Below are 18,610 nucleotides of genomic sequence, written 5' to 3'. Positions count from 1 at the left end.
AACAGACCCGCATTTCTCCCCTGTGCCGCCCTGATGGTGGCTGTCCTCCTGCCGGCCGGTTGCACCGACGCCACACCGCAACCCGCTCCTGCTCCCTTGCCGTCGCCACCACCGCCGTCGAAGCTCGAAGGCGCACCGGTGGACTACAGCGGTTTCCGGCTCGTCATGGCCACTTCGCCGCCTTCGGTGCTCGATCCCGCCACTGGCGCCACCACCCCGCTTCCGGGTGCCCCGGCCGGGGACCGGGTCAACGACGTCCTCCGCGTCGGCGAGTTCCCGGTCGTGCTGTCGGCCGCGCGCTGCGGGCCGTCCTGCGTGGAGCCGTCCGAAGTCCTCGTCTACGGCGATCCCCGGAACCAGCCGTGGAAACTGGGCAAGGCCCGCAGCGTCGCCCCGGCCGCCGACGAGAGCGGCGTCTGGCTGATCCGCGACGACGGCAACGACCTCTGCCGCCTCCAGTACGTCTCCCTGCTCGGCGCGGAGCGCGATCGCGGCCGTCCGGCGAGCTGCACGACAGCCGTTCGCCAAGAGGTGCCCAAGGGCCTGCTGATCACGGTGAACAGCGGGACGGCCGGCGCCGAGGACGTGCTGATCGACCCCGCCACCGGCCGCGCCCTGCACCAGTTCCCCCGGGTGCTGGCGATCACCGAAGAGCGGATGCTGCTGGCCGAGCTCACCGAGTTCTCCGTGCTCGACCTGCGCGACAACCAGCGCACGCGGGTCGGCCGGCCGGTGCCCAACGGTTCACCGGGCCCGGCGATGCCGAGTCGCGACGGCTACAGGATCGCCGTGCTGTTCGGTGACCCCGCCTGGGCCGGGACCGCGACGCAGACCGCGGACGTCTGGGTGCTGGCCCTCGACACGCTGACCTGGACGCACGCGCCCTCGACGCCGATCGCGACCGAGCTCAAGCGGGCCGCGATCGAATGGACCGAGAGCGACGATCTGGTGATCGCCACCGACGTCGTCGCCAACTGGCGTCTCGATCGGCCGGGGTGGACGGTCGTCAAGACACCCTTGCCCGTCGAGCGGAACCAGCGGGTCGTGGCCATCGCGCAGGGCTGACCCGCGCGGTGCTACTCGATGTCCAACCCGTGTTCGATGGCGTAGCGAGCCAGTTCGACCCGGTTGTGCAACTGGAGTTTCCGCAGCGTGGATTGGACGTGGTTCTCCACCGTCCGATGCGAGAGCACGAGCTTCTCGGCGATCTGCCGCGCCGTCATCCCCTTCGCGACCAGGCGCAGGACGTCGGTCTCGCGTTCGGTGAGCCGCGGCGGCGCGGGCCCGTCGTCCGGGGCGTCGGCCATGCGGCGGTACTCGCCGAGGACGAGCCCGGCGAGTCCGGCGGTGAACACCGGGTCGCCCGCCGCGGTCCGCTTGACCGCGTCCACGAGTTCGCTCGCCGAAGCCGATTTGACCAGATACCCGGAGGCGCCGGCCTTCACCGCCTCGAGGACGTCGCTTTGCTCGCCGCTCGCGGACAGCACCAGCACCTTCGTCGACGGCAGTTCCGCGGTGATCTCGCGCGTGGCGTCGACTCCCGACGTCTCGCCGAGGTTGAGGTCCATCAGGACGACGTCCGGCCGGACCGTCCGCGCGATCCGCACCGCGGCGGGCGCGTCCGGCGCGGTGGCCCGCACGTCGAAGCCGTGTTCGGCCAGGTCACGCGCGACCCCGTCCCGCCACATCGGATGATCGTCGACCACCATCACCGAGACCTGAGCCTCACCGGTCATCGCTTTCCCCTCGCCGCGACTGGAACCTTGACTTCCCATTCCGTGCCCTGGCCGGGCGCGGTGTCCAGGGCGGCGCTCCCGCCCAGGTCCCGCACCCGTCCCTTGATGGACTCCGCGATACCTAGATGTCCCGCGGCCGCCGCTCGTTCCAGCACGCCGGGTGCGATTCCGGGGCCGTCGTCGCGGACGCTGACCACGACCTCGGTGCCGAGGTCTTCCAGCAGCACCCAGGCGTGCGCGTCTTCGCCGGCGTGTTTCTCGACGTTCGAAAGCGCCTCGCGGGCCACGGCCACCAGTTCCGCGGTCACGTGCTCGGGCAGTTGGACCTCGCCCGCGGGGGTCGACACCTGCACGGACGGCGTCGCGAGCAGTTGCAGCGCGGCCCGGAGGTCGGTGGTCCCGTTTTCACTCGGATGCGTCGGCTCGGTGGTGACCAGTGCCCGCAGCGCGATCTCCTGCTCGCCTGCCAGTTTCGCCAGCTCGGCGGCCTCACCACCGAATTCGGCGCCGCGCTTGCGCACCCGCGCGAGCACCTGCAGGACGCTGTCGTGGATGGAGCGGGCGAGCCGCTCCCGTTCGGCCGTCGCGGCCTCCATGCGCAACGCCCTGGTCAACGCGTCGGCGGACCGGCGGGCCATGGTCGCGGCGAGCCCGATCACGAACCCGCTCGCGGTCAGCAGGAAGCCGTCCCTGGCGACGTCGACGTCGAACCGCCAGCGCACCAGCCCGGTGACCACCGAGACCACCAGTCCGGCCAGCACGCCGCCGACCGCGCCGAACCGCGTGCCGGCGGCCGCGGGCGGGACGGCCGCCCACACCGTCGTGATGAGGGGGGTGCTGGTCTCGAACTGCGCCGTGGTCAGGATCCACGCCGACGTGACCATGAGGGCGGCGGTGACCACGAGGTCGACGCCGACCAGCCACGGCCAGCGGCTCGACGGCCGCGCGTAGAACACGCTGCTCAGCACGGTCCACACTGTCATCGCGCCGAACGCGGTCCACGCGAGCCACTTGTTCGCGTAACCGTCGTAGTGGACGACGAACGAGCCGAGCGCGAAGAGCAGCGTCGTCACCCGAAGCACGATCACCCCGCGCCACAGCGGCGTGACCGGGTCCCGCGTGCCGAGCGCCGAGACGGCGCGCCAGAGCGGGATCTCGGTCATGACTCGGCTTCGGGCTCTTCCCCGGAATCGTTCGGCTGCGCCGCCTGATCCCGCAGGACGTCGATTTCGGCCGGATCGGGATCGTGTTCGTGCAGCAGCGACCGGATTCCCGCGTTGAGCACCGCGAGCAGCGGCACCGAGAGCAGCGCGCCGGCGATCCCGGCGGTGACCAGACCGGCGGTGATCGCGAGCACCACGGCGAGCGGGTGCAGTTTCACCGCGCGGCCGAGCAGGATCGGCTGCAGCACGTGGCTTTCCAGCTGCATGACGCCGATGACGATGGCCAGCACGATCAACGCGCCCACGATGCCCTTCGTCACCAGCGCGATCAGCACCGCGACCGCGCCCGCGATCACGGCGCCGATGATCGGGATGAAGGCGCCGAGGAACACCAGCGTCGCCAGCGGGATCACCAGCGGCACACCGACGATCGCGAGTCCGACGCCGATGCCGACCGCGTCGACCACGGCCACCGCCGCCGTCGCGCGCACGTAGCTGACCAGCGACGCGAACCCGCGCCGCCCGGCGACGTCGACCCGGTTGCGCACGCGCCTCGGCACGCTGCGCACGAGGAACGACCAGATCTGGTCGCCGCCGGAAAGGAAGAAGATGAGGATGAACAGCGTCAGGATGAAGCCGGTGACGATCTCGCCGACCGTGCCCGCGGTGGTGAGCGCGGTGGTGGTGATCGACGCCTGGTTGTTCTGCAGGAAGCTGATCGCCTGGTTGATGAACTCCTGGATCTGTTCCTGGCGCAGGTGCAGCGGCCCGTCGATGAGCCAGACCTTGATCTGGTTGAGGCTCTCCGTCAGCTGCTTCTGCAGCTCCGGCAGGCCGGAGGAGAACTGCGCGACGACGAACGTCAGCAACCCGCCGAGCACCGCCAGCCCGGCGATCAGCACTATCCCGGCCGCGAGCCCGCGAGGGAACTTCAGCGTCGTCAGCTTGGAGACCGCCGGCGCGAGCAGCGCGGCGAGCAGCAACGCGATGGACAGCGGGATCACGACGACCGACAGATAGCCGATCAGGAACACGATGACGTAGAGCGCGGCGATCACCACGATGAAACGCCACGACAACGCCGCGCCGATCCGCAGGCCGCGGGGCACGAGAATGGTCACGTCTTCGGTGGACTCGGAGAGGAACGGGTTCGCCGGATCGAATTCCGGCTGTTTGCGCTGGGGCTCGCTCACGGGCTCACCGTATCGGTCCGAGGCGACGTTTCCTGGACATTCGAGGGGACGCGCACACGGCGAATTCGCCCGATGCGACGCTTGACACACCTCGGGAAGATCAACTCCGAAGTAACCCGGTGCCGCCAGCGTCGATCACTCGTTGTGATTTTGGGCTACACCGTGTGTTCTTCACACTATCGTGCCATCAAGGTGCTTCGGAGTCGCGCCGGGCTTCCGCACTTTGCTTATGTCGGTCTCGCAACGACGAACCGAGGCGAGGAGACCGAGTGGCGAACGCGGCGAAGAACGAGGGGCGGGGCGCGGCGCGCTTCGGCCGTCTCGCTTCGCGTGCGTTGTTCGTCGTCGGTGGTGCCGTCGCCGGTTCGGCCGCCGCGTGGGTCGTTTCCGGTGCCTCCGCTTCGGCCGACGTCGTCCCGTCCGCCCCGGTGATCTCCACTCCCGGGACGAGCGTCACCCCGGTCACCGACGCCACCGCGGCAGGGTTGACCGACGTTTCCCAAGGCGCCTCGAAGTTCGCGGGTGGCGTCGCCGGTGCGATGTGCGGTGACCGGCACCAGGAAGCCACCACGTGGTCGATGCCGGCCGAGACCGGACCCGCTCCCGTGAAGCACCACTGCGGTGACATCCGCGCCGACGAGCACGAGGTTTCCGCCCGCGTCAGCGACGCGGTCACCGATTTCGCGGACGACTCGGTGATCACCCCGGTCAAGCGCACCCTCGGCGCCGTCGAGCACATCGTGCGCGAACCGCAGGACACCCGCCAGGTGCTCGACGAGACCTTCACCCCCTCGCCCGGGGCGCAGGACTTCGGCCGCAAGGTCTGGGAGTTCCTCGACCCGCGCGGGCACGGCGAGCTCGTTCCGGAGCTCCCGGTTCGCGGCAGCCAGCTCGACCCACAGTCCCCGCTCGACACCCTCGGCGCCGGTGCGCAGGTCACCGACTTCGCGCAGCTCGCGACGACCCAGTTCCCCGCTTCCGCCGAGACCGTCCTCCCGATGCCGGCCTTCGTGCCGCAGCACGGTGCCTTCGACCAGATCGAGGACGTTCCTTCGCGTGACGGCCACCACGGCGACTTCCCGCGTCCGCTCACCCCGGCGCCGCTTCCCGCCGCGCCTTCCCTCCCGACTGTCCCCGGCGGCGGCAACGCCCCCGGTGGTCACCTCGACGGCCTGAACCACGGCGTTCCCGCCTGGGTCACCGCCGCCGTCGAACGGTCCCTGACCGGCTATTCGCCGGCGGGCACGCGGTACATGCCGCTCACCCCGGGCTCGCAGCCCGGCGTCACTCCCGACTGAACACCTCCCTCCGCGGGGTAGCCGACGCGCCTCACGCCTCCCGATTCCGGGCTCGGCTTCGCGTCCGCTCCTGATTCCCGCGAAACGGCGGTGCGCTTTCGTGCGCCCGCATTCGCTCCACCCCCTCTGGTGCCGCGTCGACGGCACCTCTTCGAACCCGAAAGGGAACCCGAAATGAAGGAGAAAAACCCCATGCAATCCTGGGCAAAGCGCGGACTCCAGACCGCGTTGGTCACGGGTGGGTTGTTGATGCTGGGCACTGGCATCGCCTCGGCTGACGAACAGGTCAACCCCGACCTCCCGGCCTCCCCGCTCGACGCGAACCTCACCGTTCCCATCGAGATCGACAACAACGCGATCGGCACCCCCCTCGGCCAGGCCGACCTCCCCGGCTACCGCGGCGAGGTCGGCACCAAGGCCGTCACCAAGCCCGGTTCGGACGCGCTGCACTCGGTTTCCTCGCCGGGCAGCAGCATCGACGGCATCGGCGGAGAGCTTCCGACCACCGGCGCCGTTCCCGCGCCGCTGGCCGCCAAGGAGTCGCCCCGGCAGATCAGCGGCGGGCTGACCGGGGGCGGCTTCACCACCACGGACGACATCCTCAAGGGCAACAAGGCCGCCGGTGACGTCGTCGTCCCGATCCAGGTCGTCGACAACGCCGTCGGCGTGATCGGCGACGCCGAGGTCAAGGGCGGCTCGCACGACCAGACCTGGGCACACAACCAGGACGTGGAGACCACCGGCAAGGACTCCAGCCTCGCCGGGAACGTCGTGTCCCTCGACTGGGCGCTGCCCGTGCAGATCGCCGGCAACGCCGGTGGGCTCGCCGGTGGCACCGGCCGCGTGGTCGGCGGTTCCGCCAGCCAGAGCACCACCGAGACCGGCAACATCACCACCGACGGCGAGGGTTCCGCCCTGTCCGGCAACGTGCTGGCAGGCCAGTTCGCCACCCCGGTCCAGGTCTCCGGCAACGCCGCCTCCTGGATCATCGGCAACGCCAACAGCTCCGGCTACGAGGCCGAGACCGACGCCACCTCCGGCGGCTGGGTCGAGACCGACGGTGACGACTCCTCCCTCGGCGGCAACGTGGGCGCGGTGCCGATCGCCCTCCCGGTGAAGGCCAACGACAACGCCGGTGCCGCGCACGGTTCGCTCGCGAACTCGAACAGCGGCTCCTCGGCGGACGCGCAGGCCGGTGACACCAAGCGCGGCTGGAGCAACGTCCCCAGCTACGTGCAGACCGAGGGCGAGGACTCGTTCCTCGCGGGCAACGCGGTCGTTCCGCAGACCGCGGACGTCGCGAACGTCGGCAGCGTGGCCGCCGGCTGGGTCGGCCTCGCCAACACCGGCACCAAGGGCGGCACCGACCACTCCAGCGTCGTCGACGCCGGTGGCTTCGTCAGCTCCGAGGGTGAAGGCTCCACGGGCAGCGGCAACATCGTCGACCCGGCCGTGGCGGCCCCTGGCGAGGCGACCTGCATCGCGGGCAGCTACATCGGCAACGCCAACGCCGCGTCGTGCGAGAACACCGTCGACGCGAACGCCGGCAACGGCAGCCACACCACGGGTGACGACTCCACCCTCGCGGGCAACATCGTCAACACCCAGGCCGCCCTGGCCCCCGAGGTCTACGGCGTCGGTGGCTCGCACATCGGACAGGCCGTCGCACGGGCGACCGAGACCAAGACCGTGACCGCCGGCGGCTACGACGGCACCACGGGCAACGACTCGTCCGGCTCGGGCAACATCGTCCAGCTCCCGGCCGCTGTTCCGGCCGAGGTCTTCGGGGTCGGTGGCTCGCTCGTCGGCCAGGGCTCCGGCACCGCCGACGAGACCAAGGTCGTCTCCGCCGGTGGCGGCGGGAACACCGCCGACGACAACGGCTTCCTCAGCTCCAACCTGGCCACCACGCCGGTTTCGCTGCCGGTGCAGGCGTTCGGGGTCGGTGGCGCGCTCGTCGGCCAGGGCCACGGTGCCGCCGACGGCGACACCACGTCCAACGCCGGGCACGACGTCCACGCGACCGGTGACGGCGGCGCGGGCTCGGGCAACCTGGTCTACGGCCCGGTCTCCCTGCCGGTCCAGGCGCACAACTTCGCCGCGGTGCTCGGCGGGGTCGCGTCGGGTGAGGGCACGAACCTCACCGACTCGAACGCGGGCGGCGACGCCACCGCCAACGGTGAAGAAGGCGCGCTGGCGGGCAACATCGTCCAGACGCCGATCGGCGGAGCGGTTCCCTTCACCGGGCACGGCGTGGCCGGTGCGGGCATCGCCAAGGGCGACAGCGTCAGCGACGTCCTGTCGGCGGCCGGCGGCGACGCCACCACCACCGGTCACGAGGGCGCCGTCTCGGGCAACGTCATCGGCGCGCAGGCCCTGCCGATCGTGCCGATCACGCACGACGCGGTCTCGGCCGCCGGCCTCGCCGACGCCGAAGGCTCCAACACCGTCGACGCCATCTCGGGCGGTGACGTGGAGACCTCGGGTCTCGACGGATCGCTTTCGGGCGACATCCTCGACATCCCGGCCGCGGTCGACCCCGAGGTGTTCGGCGACGCCATCGCGGGGGTCGGCGGCGTGTCCAAGACCGACGCGGACAGCGTCATCACCGGCCAGACCGGTGGCGGCAGCAGCACCGACGGCAGCGAAGATGCCCTCTCGGGCTTCAACGCTCACCGCCCGCTGATCTTCGTGATCCCGGCGAACGAGCTCGAAATCCCGGTGCTCGCGCTCGCGGACGAGAACTCGACGGACGACACCGAGATCAACGACGAGGACTACACCCGCATCTTCACCGACCCGCTCGGTTCGGAGCTGCCGATCGACGCGCTGCCCGCGCTGCCCTTCGGTGCTCCTGCGGTTCCCTCGCTGAACGGTGTCGGCACCCTGCCGACCACCCCGGCGATCGGCAGGGTGGTCGGCGCCAACGGTCCCCAGCGGGCCAACCTGCCGGTGCAGATGGCCGGGCAGACCGCGCTGAAGCAGCTGATCGCCGCTCCGAAGGCGCTGCCCAAGCCGGAACTGCCCAAGCTGCCCGGTGTCCCGGCCCTGCCGAAGACCCCGGGCCTGCCGAAGACCCCAGGGCTCCCCGGTGGTGCCACTCGCGCGGACGCCCCCAAGGTCGCGCAGCTGCCGGTCCTCCCGGTGCTGAACGGGCTGCCCACCGCGGGCAAGCTGCCGGTCGCCGGCGACCTGCCCCTCGTCGGCAAGCTTCCGGTGCAGCTCCCGGCCGCTGGTGACCTGCCTCTCGTCGGCAAGCTTCCGGTCGTCGGCAAGCTGCCGATCGCGGGCAAGCTCCCGGTCGCGAGCAAGTCGCCGGTGCAGCTTCGGACCGTGGACACGCTGCCCACCGCCGGTGACCTGCCCACCGCGGGCAAGCTGCCGGTGCAGCTCCCGGCCGCTGGCGACCTGCCCGTCGTCGGCAAGCTGCCCACCGCGGGCACCCTGCCGGTCGCGGGCAAGCTGCCGGTGCAGCTGCCCACCGCGGGCACCCTGCCGGTCGCGGGCAAGCTGCCGATCGCGAGCAAGCTGCCGGTCGCGGGCAAGCTGCCGGTGCAGCTGCCCACCGCGGGCACCCTGCCGGTCGCGGGCAAGCTGCCGATCGCGGGCACCCTGCCGGTCGCGGGCAAGCTGCCGGTGCAGCTGCCCACCGCGGGCACCCTGCCGGTCGCGGGCAAGCTGCCGATCGCGAGCAAGCTGCCGGTCGCGGGCAAGCTGCCGGTGCAGCTGCCCACCGCGGGCACCCTGCCGGTCGCGGGCAAGCTGCCGATCGCGAGCAAGCTGCCGGTCGCGGGCAAGCTGCCGGTGCAGCTGCCCACCGCGGGCACCCTGCCGGTCGCGGGCAAGCTGCCGGTGCAGCTGCCCACCGCGGGCACCCTGCCGGTCGCGGGCGAACTGCCGGTGCAGCTCCCGACCGCCGGCACGCTGCCGGTGACGGGCAAGCTGCCGGTGCGGCTCCGGACCGCGGACGCGCTGCCCACCGCCGGTGATCTGCCGGTCGCGGGCAAGCTGCCGGTGCAGCTGCCCACCACGGGCACCCTGCCCGTCGTGAGCAACGCCCCGGCGATGCCGAACGCGCAGGTCCCGGCGCTGGCGGGGGCCGACTCGTCGCCGCTGAGCCTGTTCCAGCGGTTCATCGGCACCCTGACCGGCAAGAAGTTCCACACCAAGTGAACGCGCCAGTCGGCTGACGCCACTGAATGAACCGAAGCGGGCCCGGGAGACACTCCCGGGCCCGCTTCGTCCGCTGAAGGGCGCTTTCCCGCATCGCCTGCGGTGAAAGCGCCCTTCATCTCGTCACATGCGGGGAAAGCTCCCTTCAGCCCCCGGTGTGAACAGCGCGTCCTGGGCGGCGCCCATCGCGGTGAGCACCGCGCCTTCCAGCACCCCGCTCCCGCCGACGGTCCCCGCCCGCACCTCGGTCCGCAGCGGCGAGATCTCCGCGAGCCGGCGGCTCACCCTGGCAGCGAACGCTTCGCCACCGGCGCGGCCGACCTCCCCGCCCAGCACGAGACAGCCCGGGTCCAGTACCGCGGTCACCGCGGCGGCGCCGATCGCGATCCGCTCGGCGACGATCTCGAGAAAGACCCCGGCGTCCTCGTCGATCGCGTACCCGACAGCCGCTGCGGCCGCTTCGGCGTCGTCCGCCGACGAAGCGGGGATGCCGTGTTCGCGCGCGAGGTCGCAGATCGCGGCGCTGCCCGCGAGGGTGTGGAAGCCGCCGTCGCAGTCGGTCGCCGTCGGGAGCCGTCCGGGGCCCAGCATCGGCAGGAACCCGATCTCCCCCGCGCCGCCCGACGCGCCCCGCCGCAGCGAACCGTCGAGGACGACGGCCGCGCCGACCCCGAAACCCAGCCACAGCAGGACGAACGTGTCCCGATCACGGGCGGCGCCGAGTCGTTGCTCGGCGGCGGCCGCGAGGTTGACCTCGTTCTCCAGCAACACCGGGACACCCAGCCGTCGCCGGAGTTCGTCGACGAGTTTCCCGTGCCACGCGGGTAATCCCCCGGCGGGCCGCAGACCGCCGGTCGCCGGGTCGACCAGTCCGGGAGCGCCGACGGCGATCGTGTGCAACGCTGTCGCGCCCGCTTGGGCGGTTTGGGTCTCCAGTAGGGCGATCGCCCGCTCGACGGCCATGTCGGTCTCGATGTCCAGCTCGAACGGCAGTGAGGCCTCCGCGCGCGTGCGGCCCAGGAGGTCCGCGACCGAAACGGCCATGCCGTGGGTGCGGACGTCGAGCCCGGCGAGGTACGCGCGGCCGGCGACGATGCCGTACAGCTTCGCGTTCGGGCCGCGGCGGTCCGCGCCCGCCTCGCCGACGATCTCGATCAGCCCCGCGTCCCGCAGACGTTCGACGAGGTCGGCCACCGTCGGCCGGGAAAGCCCGGTCAACGTCTTGAGCTGGGCGGCCGTCAGCGAACCTTCGCGTTGAAGCAGGTCGAGCGCGAGGCGGTCGTTGATGGCACGCGCGGTACTCGGGGAGGCGGACGGCATCCGGATGACACTCACCGGCAGATCCTCCCAGAATTAATTATCAGGTCCCCTTCCTGATAGTTTACGCTCACACCTGTCGAGTCGTCTCATGGACCTTGGGGGCCCAGTGACCAACACAGTGGAAACCGTCGGCGGACCGACGCGGCGAGTGCGGCAGGCGCGGATCGCCATCGCCGCCGTCTTCGCCGTGCACGGCGCGGTGACCGGCAGTTTCGCCACCCGGATCCCGTGGATCCAGGAACACGCGGGGATCAGCGCGGGCCAGCTCGGGTTGGCGCTCGCTTTCCCCGCCATCGGTGCTTCGCTCACCATGCCGCTCGCCGCGCGGATCGGGCACCGGCTCGGCGGCAGGCTGGGGCTCCGCTTGCTTCTCGCCTACTGGACGCTGGCGCTGATCCTGCCTTCCCTGGCGGGAAACCTCGTCACCCTGTGCCTCGCGCTGTTCGTCATGGGCACCGCGGCGGGGACCTCGGACGTGCTGATGAACGCCCTCGGCGTCGACGTCGAGGAGAAGATGGGCAAGTCGGTCATGTCGGGACTGCACGGCATGTGGACCACGGGCGCGCTCGTCGGTTCCGCCGCGGGCACGCTCGCCGCCCATGCGGCTCTGGACGCGCGGATCCACTTCGTGCTCGTGTCCGCCGTGCTCACCGTCGCCGGTGCGATCCTCTGCCAGGGCGTGTTCGACGTCCGCAGCGCCCCCGACGAGCATCCGCCGCCGAGGTTCGCGCTGCCGCCGAAGTCGGCCGTGATCATCGGCGCCGTCGCGTTCTGCGCCGTTTTCGCCGAGGGGGCGAGCCTCGACTGGTCCGCCGTCTACCTGCGTGACGTCCTCGGCACTTCGCCGGGTATCGCGGCCGCGTCGACCACCGCGTTCACCTGCACGATGGCGGTGGCCCGCCTCTCGGGTGACGCGTTGGTGCGGCGCTTCGGCTCGGTCAAGACCGTCCGCGCGGGCGGTGTCTTCGCGACGGCGGGGGGTCTGCTGGTCGTTTTCGCCGCCCATCCGGTGATGGCGATGGGCGGCTTCGCGTTGATCGGGCTCGGTGTCTCCGTCGTCGTTCCGCTCGCCTTCGCCGCGGCCGGACGCAGCGGGCCGACGCCGAGCCAGTCGATCGCGGGCGTCGCGACCATCACCTACTCCTCGGGGCTCGTCGCGCCGTCGCTGATCGGCGGGATCGCCGACCTGACGTCGTTGACCGTGTCGTTCGGCGTGGTCACGGTGCTGGCGCTCGGCCTGGTGGCGGGCGCCGGTGTCCTTCGGTCCCGTTAGCCGAACTGGAGGGAACGCTTGGCGAGGCCGTACCAGTAGCCGTCGATGACGGTCTCGCCCCTTCCTTCCGACGAGCTCGCGCCGAGGGAGACGAAGAGCGGCGCGAAGTGCTCGATCCTGGGGTGCGCGATGGCCGCGGCGGGGGCTTTGTGCTGGAAGTCCAGCAACGCGTCGAGGTCGCCCTGCCGCAGCGTTTCCGCACCCCAGTGGTCGAATTCGCTCGACCACGACGGCGGCGCCCCGTCGGTGCCGTCGGTCTGGCTCAGCGCGTTCAGGTTGTGGGTGAAGAACCCGCTGCCGATGATCAGCACGCCCTCGTCGCGCAACGGGGCGAGTTTCCGGCCGAGGTCGAAAAGCTCCTGCGGGTCCAGTGACGGCATCGACACCTGGAGCACGGGGATGTCGGCGTCCGGATACATCTCCACGAGCGGGACGTACGCGCCGTGGTCGAGCCCGCGGTCGGGTGCGTCGTGGATCGGGGTCTGGGGCGAGCGCAGGAGCTTCCGCACCTTGTCCGCCAGCTCGGGAGCGCCGGGCGCGGGGTATTTCACCTGGTAGTAGTGATCCGGGAAGCCCCAGAAGTCGTAGACCAGCGGCACCGTGGTGGTGGCACCGAGGGTCAGCGGTGCCTCTTCCCAGTGCGCGGAGACGATGAGGATCGCCTTCGGCTTTTCGAGGGTGGCGGACCAGGTGGCGAGCTGGCGGGTCCAGGTGGCGTCGTCGGCGAGCGGCGGCGCGCCGTGGCTGAGGTAGAGCACCGGTGTCATGTCGGCTCCAGTTGTTTGAATTTTCAACTACTAGGACAGACGTCGCCGGGTGTCGCCTTATTCCCACGGGCCCGGTGAAGGTGCGTGAACTGGAATCCGATGGGCCTCAGGGATACTCCTCAGGTAGATGGCAACTGCATGCAGAAGCACATGCACAGTGAGGACGAGTGATGACGGACGCCGTGGCCGACGTGGAACGCGCGATGATCGCCGTCCGGCGGAGCCAGGCGAGGCGATCACTGTCGAAACTCGCCCGCGACCGCGCCGAAACAATGCCGGACCAGGCGATACAGGGACTTCTCGACGCCGTCGAGGCGGCCGCGGAGAGTGGCGAGCCGGGTACCGTCACCAGTCTCGCCGCGGCGCTGAGCATCGACCAGCCGCGCGCGAGCCGTCTGGTCGCGCGCGCGGTCGAGGGCGGGTTTCTCCGGCGCGAAGCCGATCAGCGCGACGGCCGCCGCGCCGTTCTCGTGCTCACCGAGGCCGGCCGCGCCGAAGTGACGCGCATGCACGAATTCCGCCGCTCGGTGTTCGCCGAGGCGATGGCGGACTGGCCGGACGACGACCGCCGCGAGTTCGCGCGGTTGCTGACCGCGTTCGTCCGGAACTACGGCGCGCTCGGCGCGAAGTAGTCGGCCAGGTCGCCGCCGGGGTCACGGAACAGTGCGCTCGACCGGGGCGTTCGTCATCGAACGCCCCGGCGAACTCGCTGACCGGATCGTGCTCACTTGCCGCAGAACACCGTCTTGAGCAGCTTGTTCAGTGCTGCCGGGTACGACGGCACGGGATCGATTTCGGGAGCGCCCGCGGTGATCGACCCGGTCAGCGTCTTGCCGCCGTCGGGCGTGCTGTACATCAGCGACCCGTAGCCGTTGTTGCCGCCGTTGTGGTTCAGGATGGGGCCGGCGCAGCCCGGCCCCAAGTCCTGCGTGAACTGCCCCAGACCGTAGAAGCCGTAAAGACTTTCGCTGCCGGGGTGCGTCTTGCGCATCTCGGCCATCAGCCACGCCGGGAGGAGCTTTCCGCTCTGCAGCACGGAAAAGTACGTCTGGAGATCCTTGGTCGTCGAGATCATGTCTCCGGCGCTGGAGATCCAGGACGGGTTCTGGTGCGTGACGTCGATCGTCTTCCACTGGCCGGCGTCTTCGTAGCGGTAGTAGGCGTGGGCGTACGGCTCGGGCATCCCCGGCCACGCGTTCGGCGACAAGGTGCCACGCAGCTTGAGCGGCCGCAGGATCCGCCGGTCCAGCTCTTCGGCGAAGGGGCGGCCGGTGAGCTTCTCGACCAGCAGCCTGGCCACCACGTAGTTGGTGTTGGAGTAGTCCCAGCGCGCGCCCGGCTCGAACACCGGCGACTTGGCCACCGCCAGCCGGACCAGTTCCTCGGGCCGATAGGTGTGGAACCGCTTGTCCACCCACTCCTTGCCCGCCCACGGGATGCCCGGCGTGACCGTCCCGTCCGGGTTGTACTGGCCGGTGTGGTTGAACAGCCCGCTGGTGTGCTGCAAAAGCATCCGCACGGTGATCCGCGAGTCCAGCCCGAACCGCGGAAGGAACCCGGCGACCGGGGTGTCGAGCCCGATCCTGCCCTCGGCCACCAGTTGCAGCACCAGGGTCGCGGTGAAGTTCTTCGACGTGCTGCCGACCCGGAAGTGACCGTTGGTCGGCGGTTTCGCGGTCCCGCCCAGCTCGCGTACTCCGGCGCTGCCGGTCCATTCGCCCCGCTCGTCCCGGACGCGCAGCTGCATCCCGCCGAACCCGGCGTCGACGAACTCCTGGACGGCTTGCCGCAGCTCCGGCCGGTCCTGCCCGGCGGAGGCCGTCGGCACGGCCACGCCCGTCAGCAGCGCGGCCGCCAGCGCGGTGAGGCCGATTCGGCGGGAAGTCCTCGATGTCTTGGTCATGACGACCACGTTCGCGGGCCGCGCTGACACGAGACGGTCACGGCGCTGACACGGGAGTCTCGATCAGCGCGAGACGCGGGCCTCGATGCCGTCGAGCAGGAGATCGAGGCCGACCCGAAAGGTCTCGTCGGCATCCAGATGGACCGCGTCACGCACCGCCCTGGCCAGCGCGGGAAACTCACCGGTGGCGAAGGATCGCTCCAGATAGGGCCCGAGCGCGGCCTGCCAGCGCTTCTCGTCCATCCCGGTGGCGCGTTCCGCGCGCCACTCGGCGATCTCCCGGCGCACCGCGCCGATCGTGTACGCGTTGACGGCGGAGACCACGGGCATGACGGCGTCCACGCCGAGGTCACCCAGCGCGGCCAGCACGGCTTCACCAGCGGCCAGCGCGTTCGGCCCGAGCTGGGGGCGGCCACCCAGGAGGTCGGCGAGCCACTCGTGCTCGTGCACGGTGTGCCGCATGGCTTCGGCGTGCGAACGCAGCACCTCCCGCCAGCCGGTTCCGGCGGGCCGGATCTCGGCGTGGGCGGCGTCGACCATCAGGTCGAGCAGCTCCTCTTTGCTCGCGATGTAGCCGTACAGCCGCATCGGGCCGACGTCCAGCGCGGTGGCGATCTTGCGCAGCGAGACCGCGTCCAGGCCGTCCGCGTCGGCGAGTTCGATCGCCGCCCGCACGATTCGCTCCCGGCTGAGCGGAGCCAGGGCGGGCCGATCCGGCGGCTCCGGCCGCTCCCACACCACCATGCCGGTGACAATACAACGCATCGTTCGATACAGTGTATTGATCAATACGGTGTATCGAAGGAGAACGGTCATGACCATCGCCATCGTCGGCGCGGGCCTCGGCGGCCTCGCGCTCGCTCGCCTCCTGCACGTCAAAGGGATCGACGCTTCCGTTTATGAACGCGAACCATCGCGTGACGCGCGCGGCCAGGGCGGCATGCTCGACATCCACGCCGACACCGGTCAGCGGGCGCTGCGCGAGGCCGGGGTGATCGACCGATTCCGGACGATCGCCCGCGGTGAAGGCCAGGACATGCGCCTTCTGGAGCCGGACGGCACCTTGCTGTTGCAGGAGGACACGCCCGACGACGCGCCGTTCGCGCGGCCCGAGGTCGATCGAGCCGACCTGCGAAACCTGCTGCTGGATTCCCTGCCCGAAGACACCGTGCGTTGGGGCCACGCTTTCGCCTCCGCCGCCGACGGCGTCTTGCACTTCACCGACGGGACCCGTGCGGCGTACGACCTGCTGGTCGGCGCGGACGGAGCGAATTCCCGGGTCCGCGCGCTGCTCACCGACGCCCGCCCGGCGCATCTCGGCCACAACCTCGTCGAGCTCTGCATCTCCGACATCGATCGAACCCATCCCGACCTCGCGGCGATGGTCGGGCGCGGCACCTACTGGGCGCTCGGCGACGGGAAATCCCTGGCCGCGCAGCGCAACGGCGACGGCCGTGTCCGCATCGGCCTGAGCTTCTACGGCACCGCCGAGGACTGGCTGACCACGAGCGGGATTCCCTTCGACGACCCGGCCGCCGCCCGGACCCGGCTGATCGAGGAGCTCGACGGCTGGGACCCCCGCTTCACCGCGCTCATCGCGGCCTGCGACGACACGGTCGTGCCGCGACCGATCGCCGCTCTCCCGGTGGGCCTGACCTGGCAGGCGAACCCTGATGTCACGCTGGTCGGCGACGCCGCGCACCTGATGCCGGCGGTGGGGGAAGGCGCCAACATGGCCCTGCTGGACGGTGCCCTGCTCGGCCTCGCGCTGGCCGCGCACCCCGGCGACTTCCCGACCGCCGTCAAGGCATACGAACGCGAGATGTTCGAGCGCACCAGCGCCGCTGCCCGGATGTCCGCACGGGTCCACGAACTCCTGACGGCGCCGGACGCCGCGCGGAAGATGCTCGCGTTCTTCCAGCCGGAGTGAAACTCACGCGGTGGCCGCTCGCGCGTGGATTCCGATCTTCCTCCGAGGTCGGCGCCAGGCCGATGACCCAGCGGGCCCGGTAAGACCGGGTCTACCGATGGTTGTCCACGCCGAGGTCCGGGCGAACTTCGTGCAGAAATGTGTCCTGGCCTGCCCGGCCTCCACACCGTTTCGCTAGTCGTGCGAGAGGTCGACGAAGCGGCTGTAGTGCAGCTGGTGCGCGACGGTGATCGTCGCCGTCGGCCCGGCACGGTGCTTCGCGATGATCAGGTCCGCCTCGCCGGCACGCGGGTCGTCCCGCTCCCAGGCGTCGGGACGGTTGACCAGGATGACGAGGTCGGCGTCCTGCTCCAGCGAACCGGACTCACGGAGGTCGGACAGCATCGGGCGTTTGTCGGTCCGCTGCTCGGGACCACGGTTCAGCTGGCTGATCGCGATCACCGGGACCTCGATCTCCTTGGCCAGCAGCTTCATCTGCCGCGAGAACTCCGAGACCTCCTGCTGCCGTGACTCGACGCGCTTGCCCGAGGTCATCAGCTGGAGGTAGTCGAGGACGACGAGCTTGAGATCGTTGCGCTGCTTGAGCCGCCGGGCCTTCGCGCGGATCTCCATCATCGTCATGTTCGGCGAGTCGTCGACGAACAGCGGCGCCTCGGAGACCTCGCTCATCCGGCGCGCGAGGCGTGTCCAGTCGTCGTCGGACATCTTGCCACCGCGCATGTCCGCCAGGCGGATCCGAGCCTCGGCCGAGAGCATGCGCATGACGATCTCGGTCCTGCTCATTTCCAGCGAGAAGATCACGCTGGTCAAGCCGTGTTTGATGGACGCCGAACGGGCGAAATCCAGTCCCAGCGTCGATTTCCCGACACCGGGCCGCGCCGCGACGATGATCATCTGGCCGGGGTGCAGGCCGTTGGTCAGATCGTCGAAGTCGGCGAAACCGGTCGGGATGCCCTGCGACTGCCCGCCGCGTGAGGCGATCGCGTCGATCTCGTCCATGGTCGGCTGGAGCAGTTCCTCCAGCGCGACGTAGTCCTCGCTGGTGCGCCGTTCGGTGACGTCGTAGATCGCGGCCTGCGCGCGGTCGACGACCTCGTCGATGTTCGCGCCGTCGGCCGCGGCCGCGCCGTAGCCGTACTGAACGATCCGCGTGCCCGCTTCGACCAGGCGCCGCAGCACCGCCTTCTCGGAGACGATCTCGGCGTAGTACCCGGCGTTCGCCGCCGTCGGCACCGTCGCGATCAGGGTGTGCAGGTACGGGGCGCCGCCGACGCGGCCCAGTTCGCCGCGGCGTTCCAGCTCGGCGGAGACGGTGATCGGGTCGGCGGGTTCGCCGCGTCCGTAGAGGTCGAGGACGACGTCGTAGATCGCCTGGTGCGCGGGCCGGTAGAAGTCGTCGGGCCCGAGGGCTTCGATGACGTCGGCGACGGCGTCCTTCGACAGCAGCATGCCGCCGAGCACGGACTGCTCGGCGGCGATGTCCTGCGGAGGCTGGCGGTCGTACTCGCCGCCACGCGGACCGGGGTCGCCGGGACCCGGGTCGGACCCCGCGTACATCGGATTGCGGTCGTCGGTCAGCGCCACCGCTGCTGCCACCTCCTCAAGACATCGAACACGCGTTCGATTATGCCAGAACTTCCCCGGTCGGTCCGCCCGTGTCCACCGGCCGCCCTCCCTCCGCTTCCGGCGCTCCCCTGTGCTCTTCTCCGGCCGGACGGCCACCACGGTGCGTACAGGCCCGGCGGGCACGGTAGGCCCCCCGAACGGACCAGCGCAATTTCGCCTGGGGACCGCCCTGTGGATAACCTGGGGATGACTGCGGGCATCCCTTCACAGGTGCCCGAAAGCCTGTGT

At 70.7% G+C, this 18,610-nt stretch carries 14 protein-coding genes; 6 read left to right on the top strand and 8 right to left on the bottom strand.

Annotated elements, in window-relative coordinates; translation table 11 throughout:
- Positions 1-33 precede the first annotated feature (33 nt).
- Positions 34-1,065, top strand: coding sequence for a hypothetical protein (locus P3102_RS37510; RefSeq protein WP_276365406.1), 1,032 nt, complete (start codon positions 34-36; stop codon positions 1,063-1,065).
- Between the two features lie 11 nt (positions 1,066-1,076).
- Here P3102_RS37510 and P3102_RS37505 read toward each other — a convergent pair whose 3' ends face one another.
- The 3 genes from P3102_RS37505 to P3102_RS37495 are packed head-to-tail and all read right to left on the bottom strand — an operon-like array spanning position 1,077 to position 4,092.
- Positions 1,077-1,736 carry a response regulator transcription factor gene (locus P3102_RS37505; RefSeq protein WP_276365403.1) on the bottom strand — a complete coding sequence of 220 codons (660 nt, stop codon included), beginning with the start codon at positions 1,734-1,736 and terminating at the stop codon, positions 1,077-1,079.
- The gene (locus tag P3102_RS37500; RefSeq protein WP_276365402.1) at positions 1,733-2,899 is read right to left on the bottom strand and encodes a DUF5931 domain-containing protein; all 1,167 of its coding nucleotides are present in this window, start codon (positions 2,897-2,899) and stop codon (positions 1,733-1,735) included. The genes P3102_RS37505 and P3102_RS37500 overlap by 4 nt, the downstream gene beginning before the upstream one ends.
- Positions 2,896-4,092, bottom strand: a complete 1,197-nt coding sequence (locus P3102_RS37495) for an AI-2E family transporter (RefSeq protein WP_276365400.1) — start codon at positions 4,090-4,092, stop codon at positions 2,896-2,898. The genes P3102_RS37500 and P3102_RS37495 overlap by 4 nt, the downstream gene beginning before the upstream one ends.
- A gap of 269 nt (positions 4,093-4,361) precedes the next feature.
- Between P3102_RS37495 and P3102_RS37490 the strand changes: the two genes are divergently transcribed.
- Both P3102_RS37490 and P3102_RS37485 read left to right on the top strand, forming a co-directional pair.
- Entirely contained in the window at positions 4,362-5,390 is a 1,029-nt protein-coding gene (locus P3102_RS37490; RefSeq protein WP_276365399.1) for a hypothetical protein, read from the top strand.
- A 192-nt stretch (positions 5,391-5,582) separates the two neighbouring features.
- On the top strand, positions 5,583-9,563 hold the full coding sequence (locus tag P3102_RS37485) for a PE-PGRS family protein (protein ID WP_276365397.1): 3,981 nt from the start codon (positions 5,583-5,585) through the stop codon (positions 9,561-9,563).
- A 123-nt stretch (positions 9,564-9,686) separates the two neighbouring features.
- Here the strand turns inward: P3102_RS37485 and P3102_RS37480 are convergent, their stop codons facing one another.
- Complete coding sequence (locus P3102_RS37480) at positions 9,687-10,898, bottom strand: ROK family transcriptional regulator (RefSeq protein ID WP_276365395.1); 1,212 nt, start codon at positions 10,896-10,898, stop codon at positions 9,687-9,689.
- A 91-nt stretch (positions 10,899-10,989) separates the two neighbouring features.
- Here P3102_RS37480 and P3102_RS37475 point away from each other — a divergent pair, with 91 nt between their 5' ends.
- Complete coding sequence (locus P3102_RS37475; RefSeq protein WP_276365394.1) at positions 10,990-12,156, top strand: MFS transporter; 1,167 nt, start codon at positions 10,990-10,992, stop codon at positions 12,154-12,156.
- Here the strand turns inward: P3102_RS37475 and P3102_RS37470 are convergent.
- The gene (locus tag P3102_RS37470) at positions 12,153-12,923 is read right to left on the bottom strand and encodes a class III extradiol ring-cleavage dioxygenase (protein ID WP_276365392.1); all 771 of its coding nucleotides are present in this window, start codon (positions 12,921-12,923) and stop codon (positions 12,153-12,155) included. The genes P3102_RS37475 and P3102_RS37470 overlap by 4 nt on opposite strands.
- A 170-nt stretch (positions 12,924-13,093) precedes the next feature.
- Between P3102_RS37470 and P3102_RS37465 the strand changes: the two genes are divergently transcribed.
- The gene (locus P3102_RS37465; protein ID WP_276365391.1) at positions 13,094-13,555 is read left to right on the top strand and encodes a MarR family winged helix-turn-helix transcriptional regulator; all 462 of its coding nucleotides are present in this window, start codon (positions 13,094-13,096) and stop codon (positions 13,553-13,555) included.
- Between the two features lie 92 nt (positions 13,556-13,647).
- On the opposite strand, the gene P3102_RS37460 is transcribed toward P3102_RS37465, so the two are convergent.
- Both P3102_RS37460 and P3102_RS37455 read right to left on the bottom strand, forming a co-directional pair.
- The gene (locus P3102_RS37460) at positions 13,648-14,826 is read right to left on the bottom strand and encodes a serine hydrolase domain-containing protein (RefSeq protein WP_276365389.1); all 1,179 of its coding nucleotides are present in this window, start codon (positions 14,824-14,826) and stop codon (positions 13,648-13,650) included.
- 63 nt (positions 14,827-14,889) lie between these two features.
- Entirely contained in the window at positions 14,890-15,570 is a 681-nt protein-coding gene (locus P3102_RS37455) for a TetR/AcrR family transcriptional regulator (protein ID WP_276365388.1), read from the bottom strand.
- Between the two features lie 70 nt (positions 15,571-15,640).
- Here P3102_RS37455 and P3102_RS37450 point away from each other — a divergent pair, with 70 nt between their 5' ends.
- Positions 15,641-16,756, top strand: coding sequence for an FAD-dependent monooxygenase (locus tag P3102_RS37450; RefSeq protein WP_276365386.1), 1,116 nt, complete (start codon positions 15,641-15,643; stop codon positions 16,754-16,756).
- A gap of 174 nt (positions 16,757-16,930) precedes the next feature.
- On the opposite strand, the gene dnaB is transcribed toward P3102_RS37450, so the two are convergent.
- The gene (dnaB, locus tag P3102_RS37445; RefSeq protein ID WP_276371545.1) at positions 16,931-18,340 is read right to left on the bottom strand and encodes a replicative DNA helicase; all 1,410 of its coding nucleotides are present in this window, start codon (positions 18,338-18,340) and stop codon (positions 16,931-16,933) included.
- Positions 18,341-18,610 lie beyond the last annotated feature (270 nt).

It is taken from the genome of Amycolatopsis sp. QT-25 (genome assembly GCF_029369745.1).
In the GTDB taxonomy this organism is placed as follows: domain Bacteria; phylum Actinomycetota; class Actinomycetes; order Mycobacteriales; family Pseudonocardiaceae; genus Amycolatopsis.
The sequence above is the reverse complement of the archived record's forward strand: the minus strand, read 5'-3'. Positions and strand labels throughout refer to the sequence as shown.

Bases quoted from the DNA above. Each gene is read 5' to 3' on its own strand.
- P3102_RS37510 (WP_276365406.1), top strand. From the start codon at position 34: ATGGTGGCTGTCCTCCTGCCGGCCGGTTGCACCGACGCCACACCGCAA.
- P3102_RS37505 (WP_276365403.1), bottom strand. From the start codon at position 1,736: ATGACCGGTGAGGCTCAGGTCTCGGTGATGGTGGTCGACGATCATCCG.
- P3102_RS37500 (WP_276365402.1), bottom strand. From the start codon at position 2,899: ATGACCGAGATCCCGCTCTGGCGCGCCGTCTCGGCGCTCGGCACGCGG.
- P3102_RS37485 (WP_276365397.1), top strand. From the start codon at position 5,583: ATGCAATCCTGGGCAAAGCGCGGACTCCAGACCGCGTTGGTCACGGGT.
- P3102_RS37470 (WP_276365392.1), bottom strand. From the start codon at position 12,923: ATGACACCGGTGCTCTACCTCAGCCACGGCGCGCCGCCGCTCGCCGAC.
- P3102_RS37465 (WP_276365391.1), top strand. From the start codon at position 13,094: ATGACGGACGCCGTGGCCGACGTGGAACGCGCGATGATCGCCGTCCGG.
- P3102_RS37460 (WP_276365389.1), bottom strand. From the start codon at position 14,826: ATGACCAAGACATCGAGGACTTCCCGCCGAATCGGCCTCACCGCGCTG.
- P3102_RS37455 (WP_276365388.1), bottom strand. From the start codon at position 15,570: ATGGTGGTGTGGGAGCGGCCGGAGCCGCCGGATCGGCCCGCCCTGGCT.
- P3102_RS37450 (WP_276365386.1), top strand. From the start codon at position 15,641: ATGACCATCGCCATCGTCGGCGCGGGCCTCGGCGGCCTCGCGCTCGCT.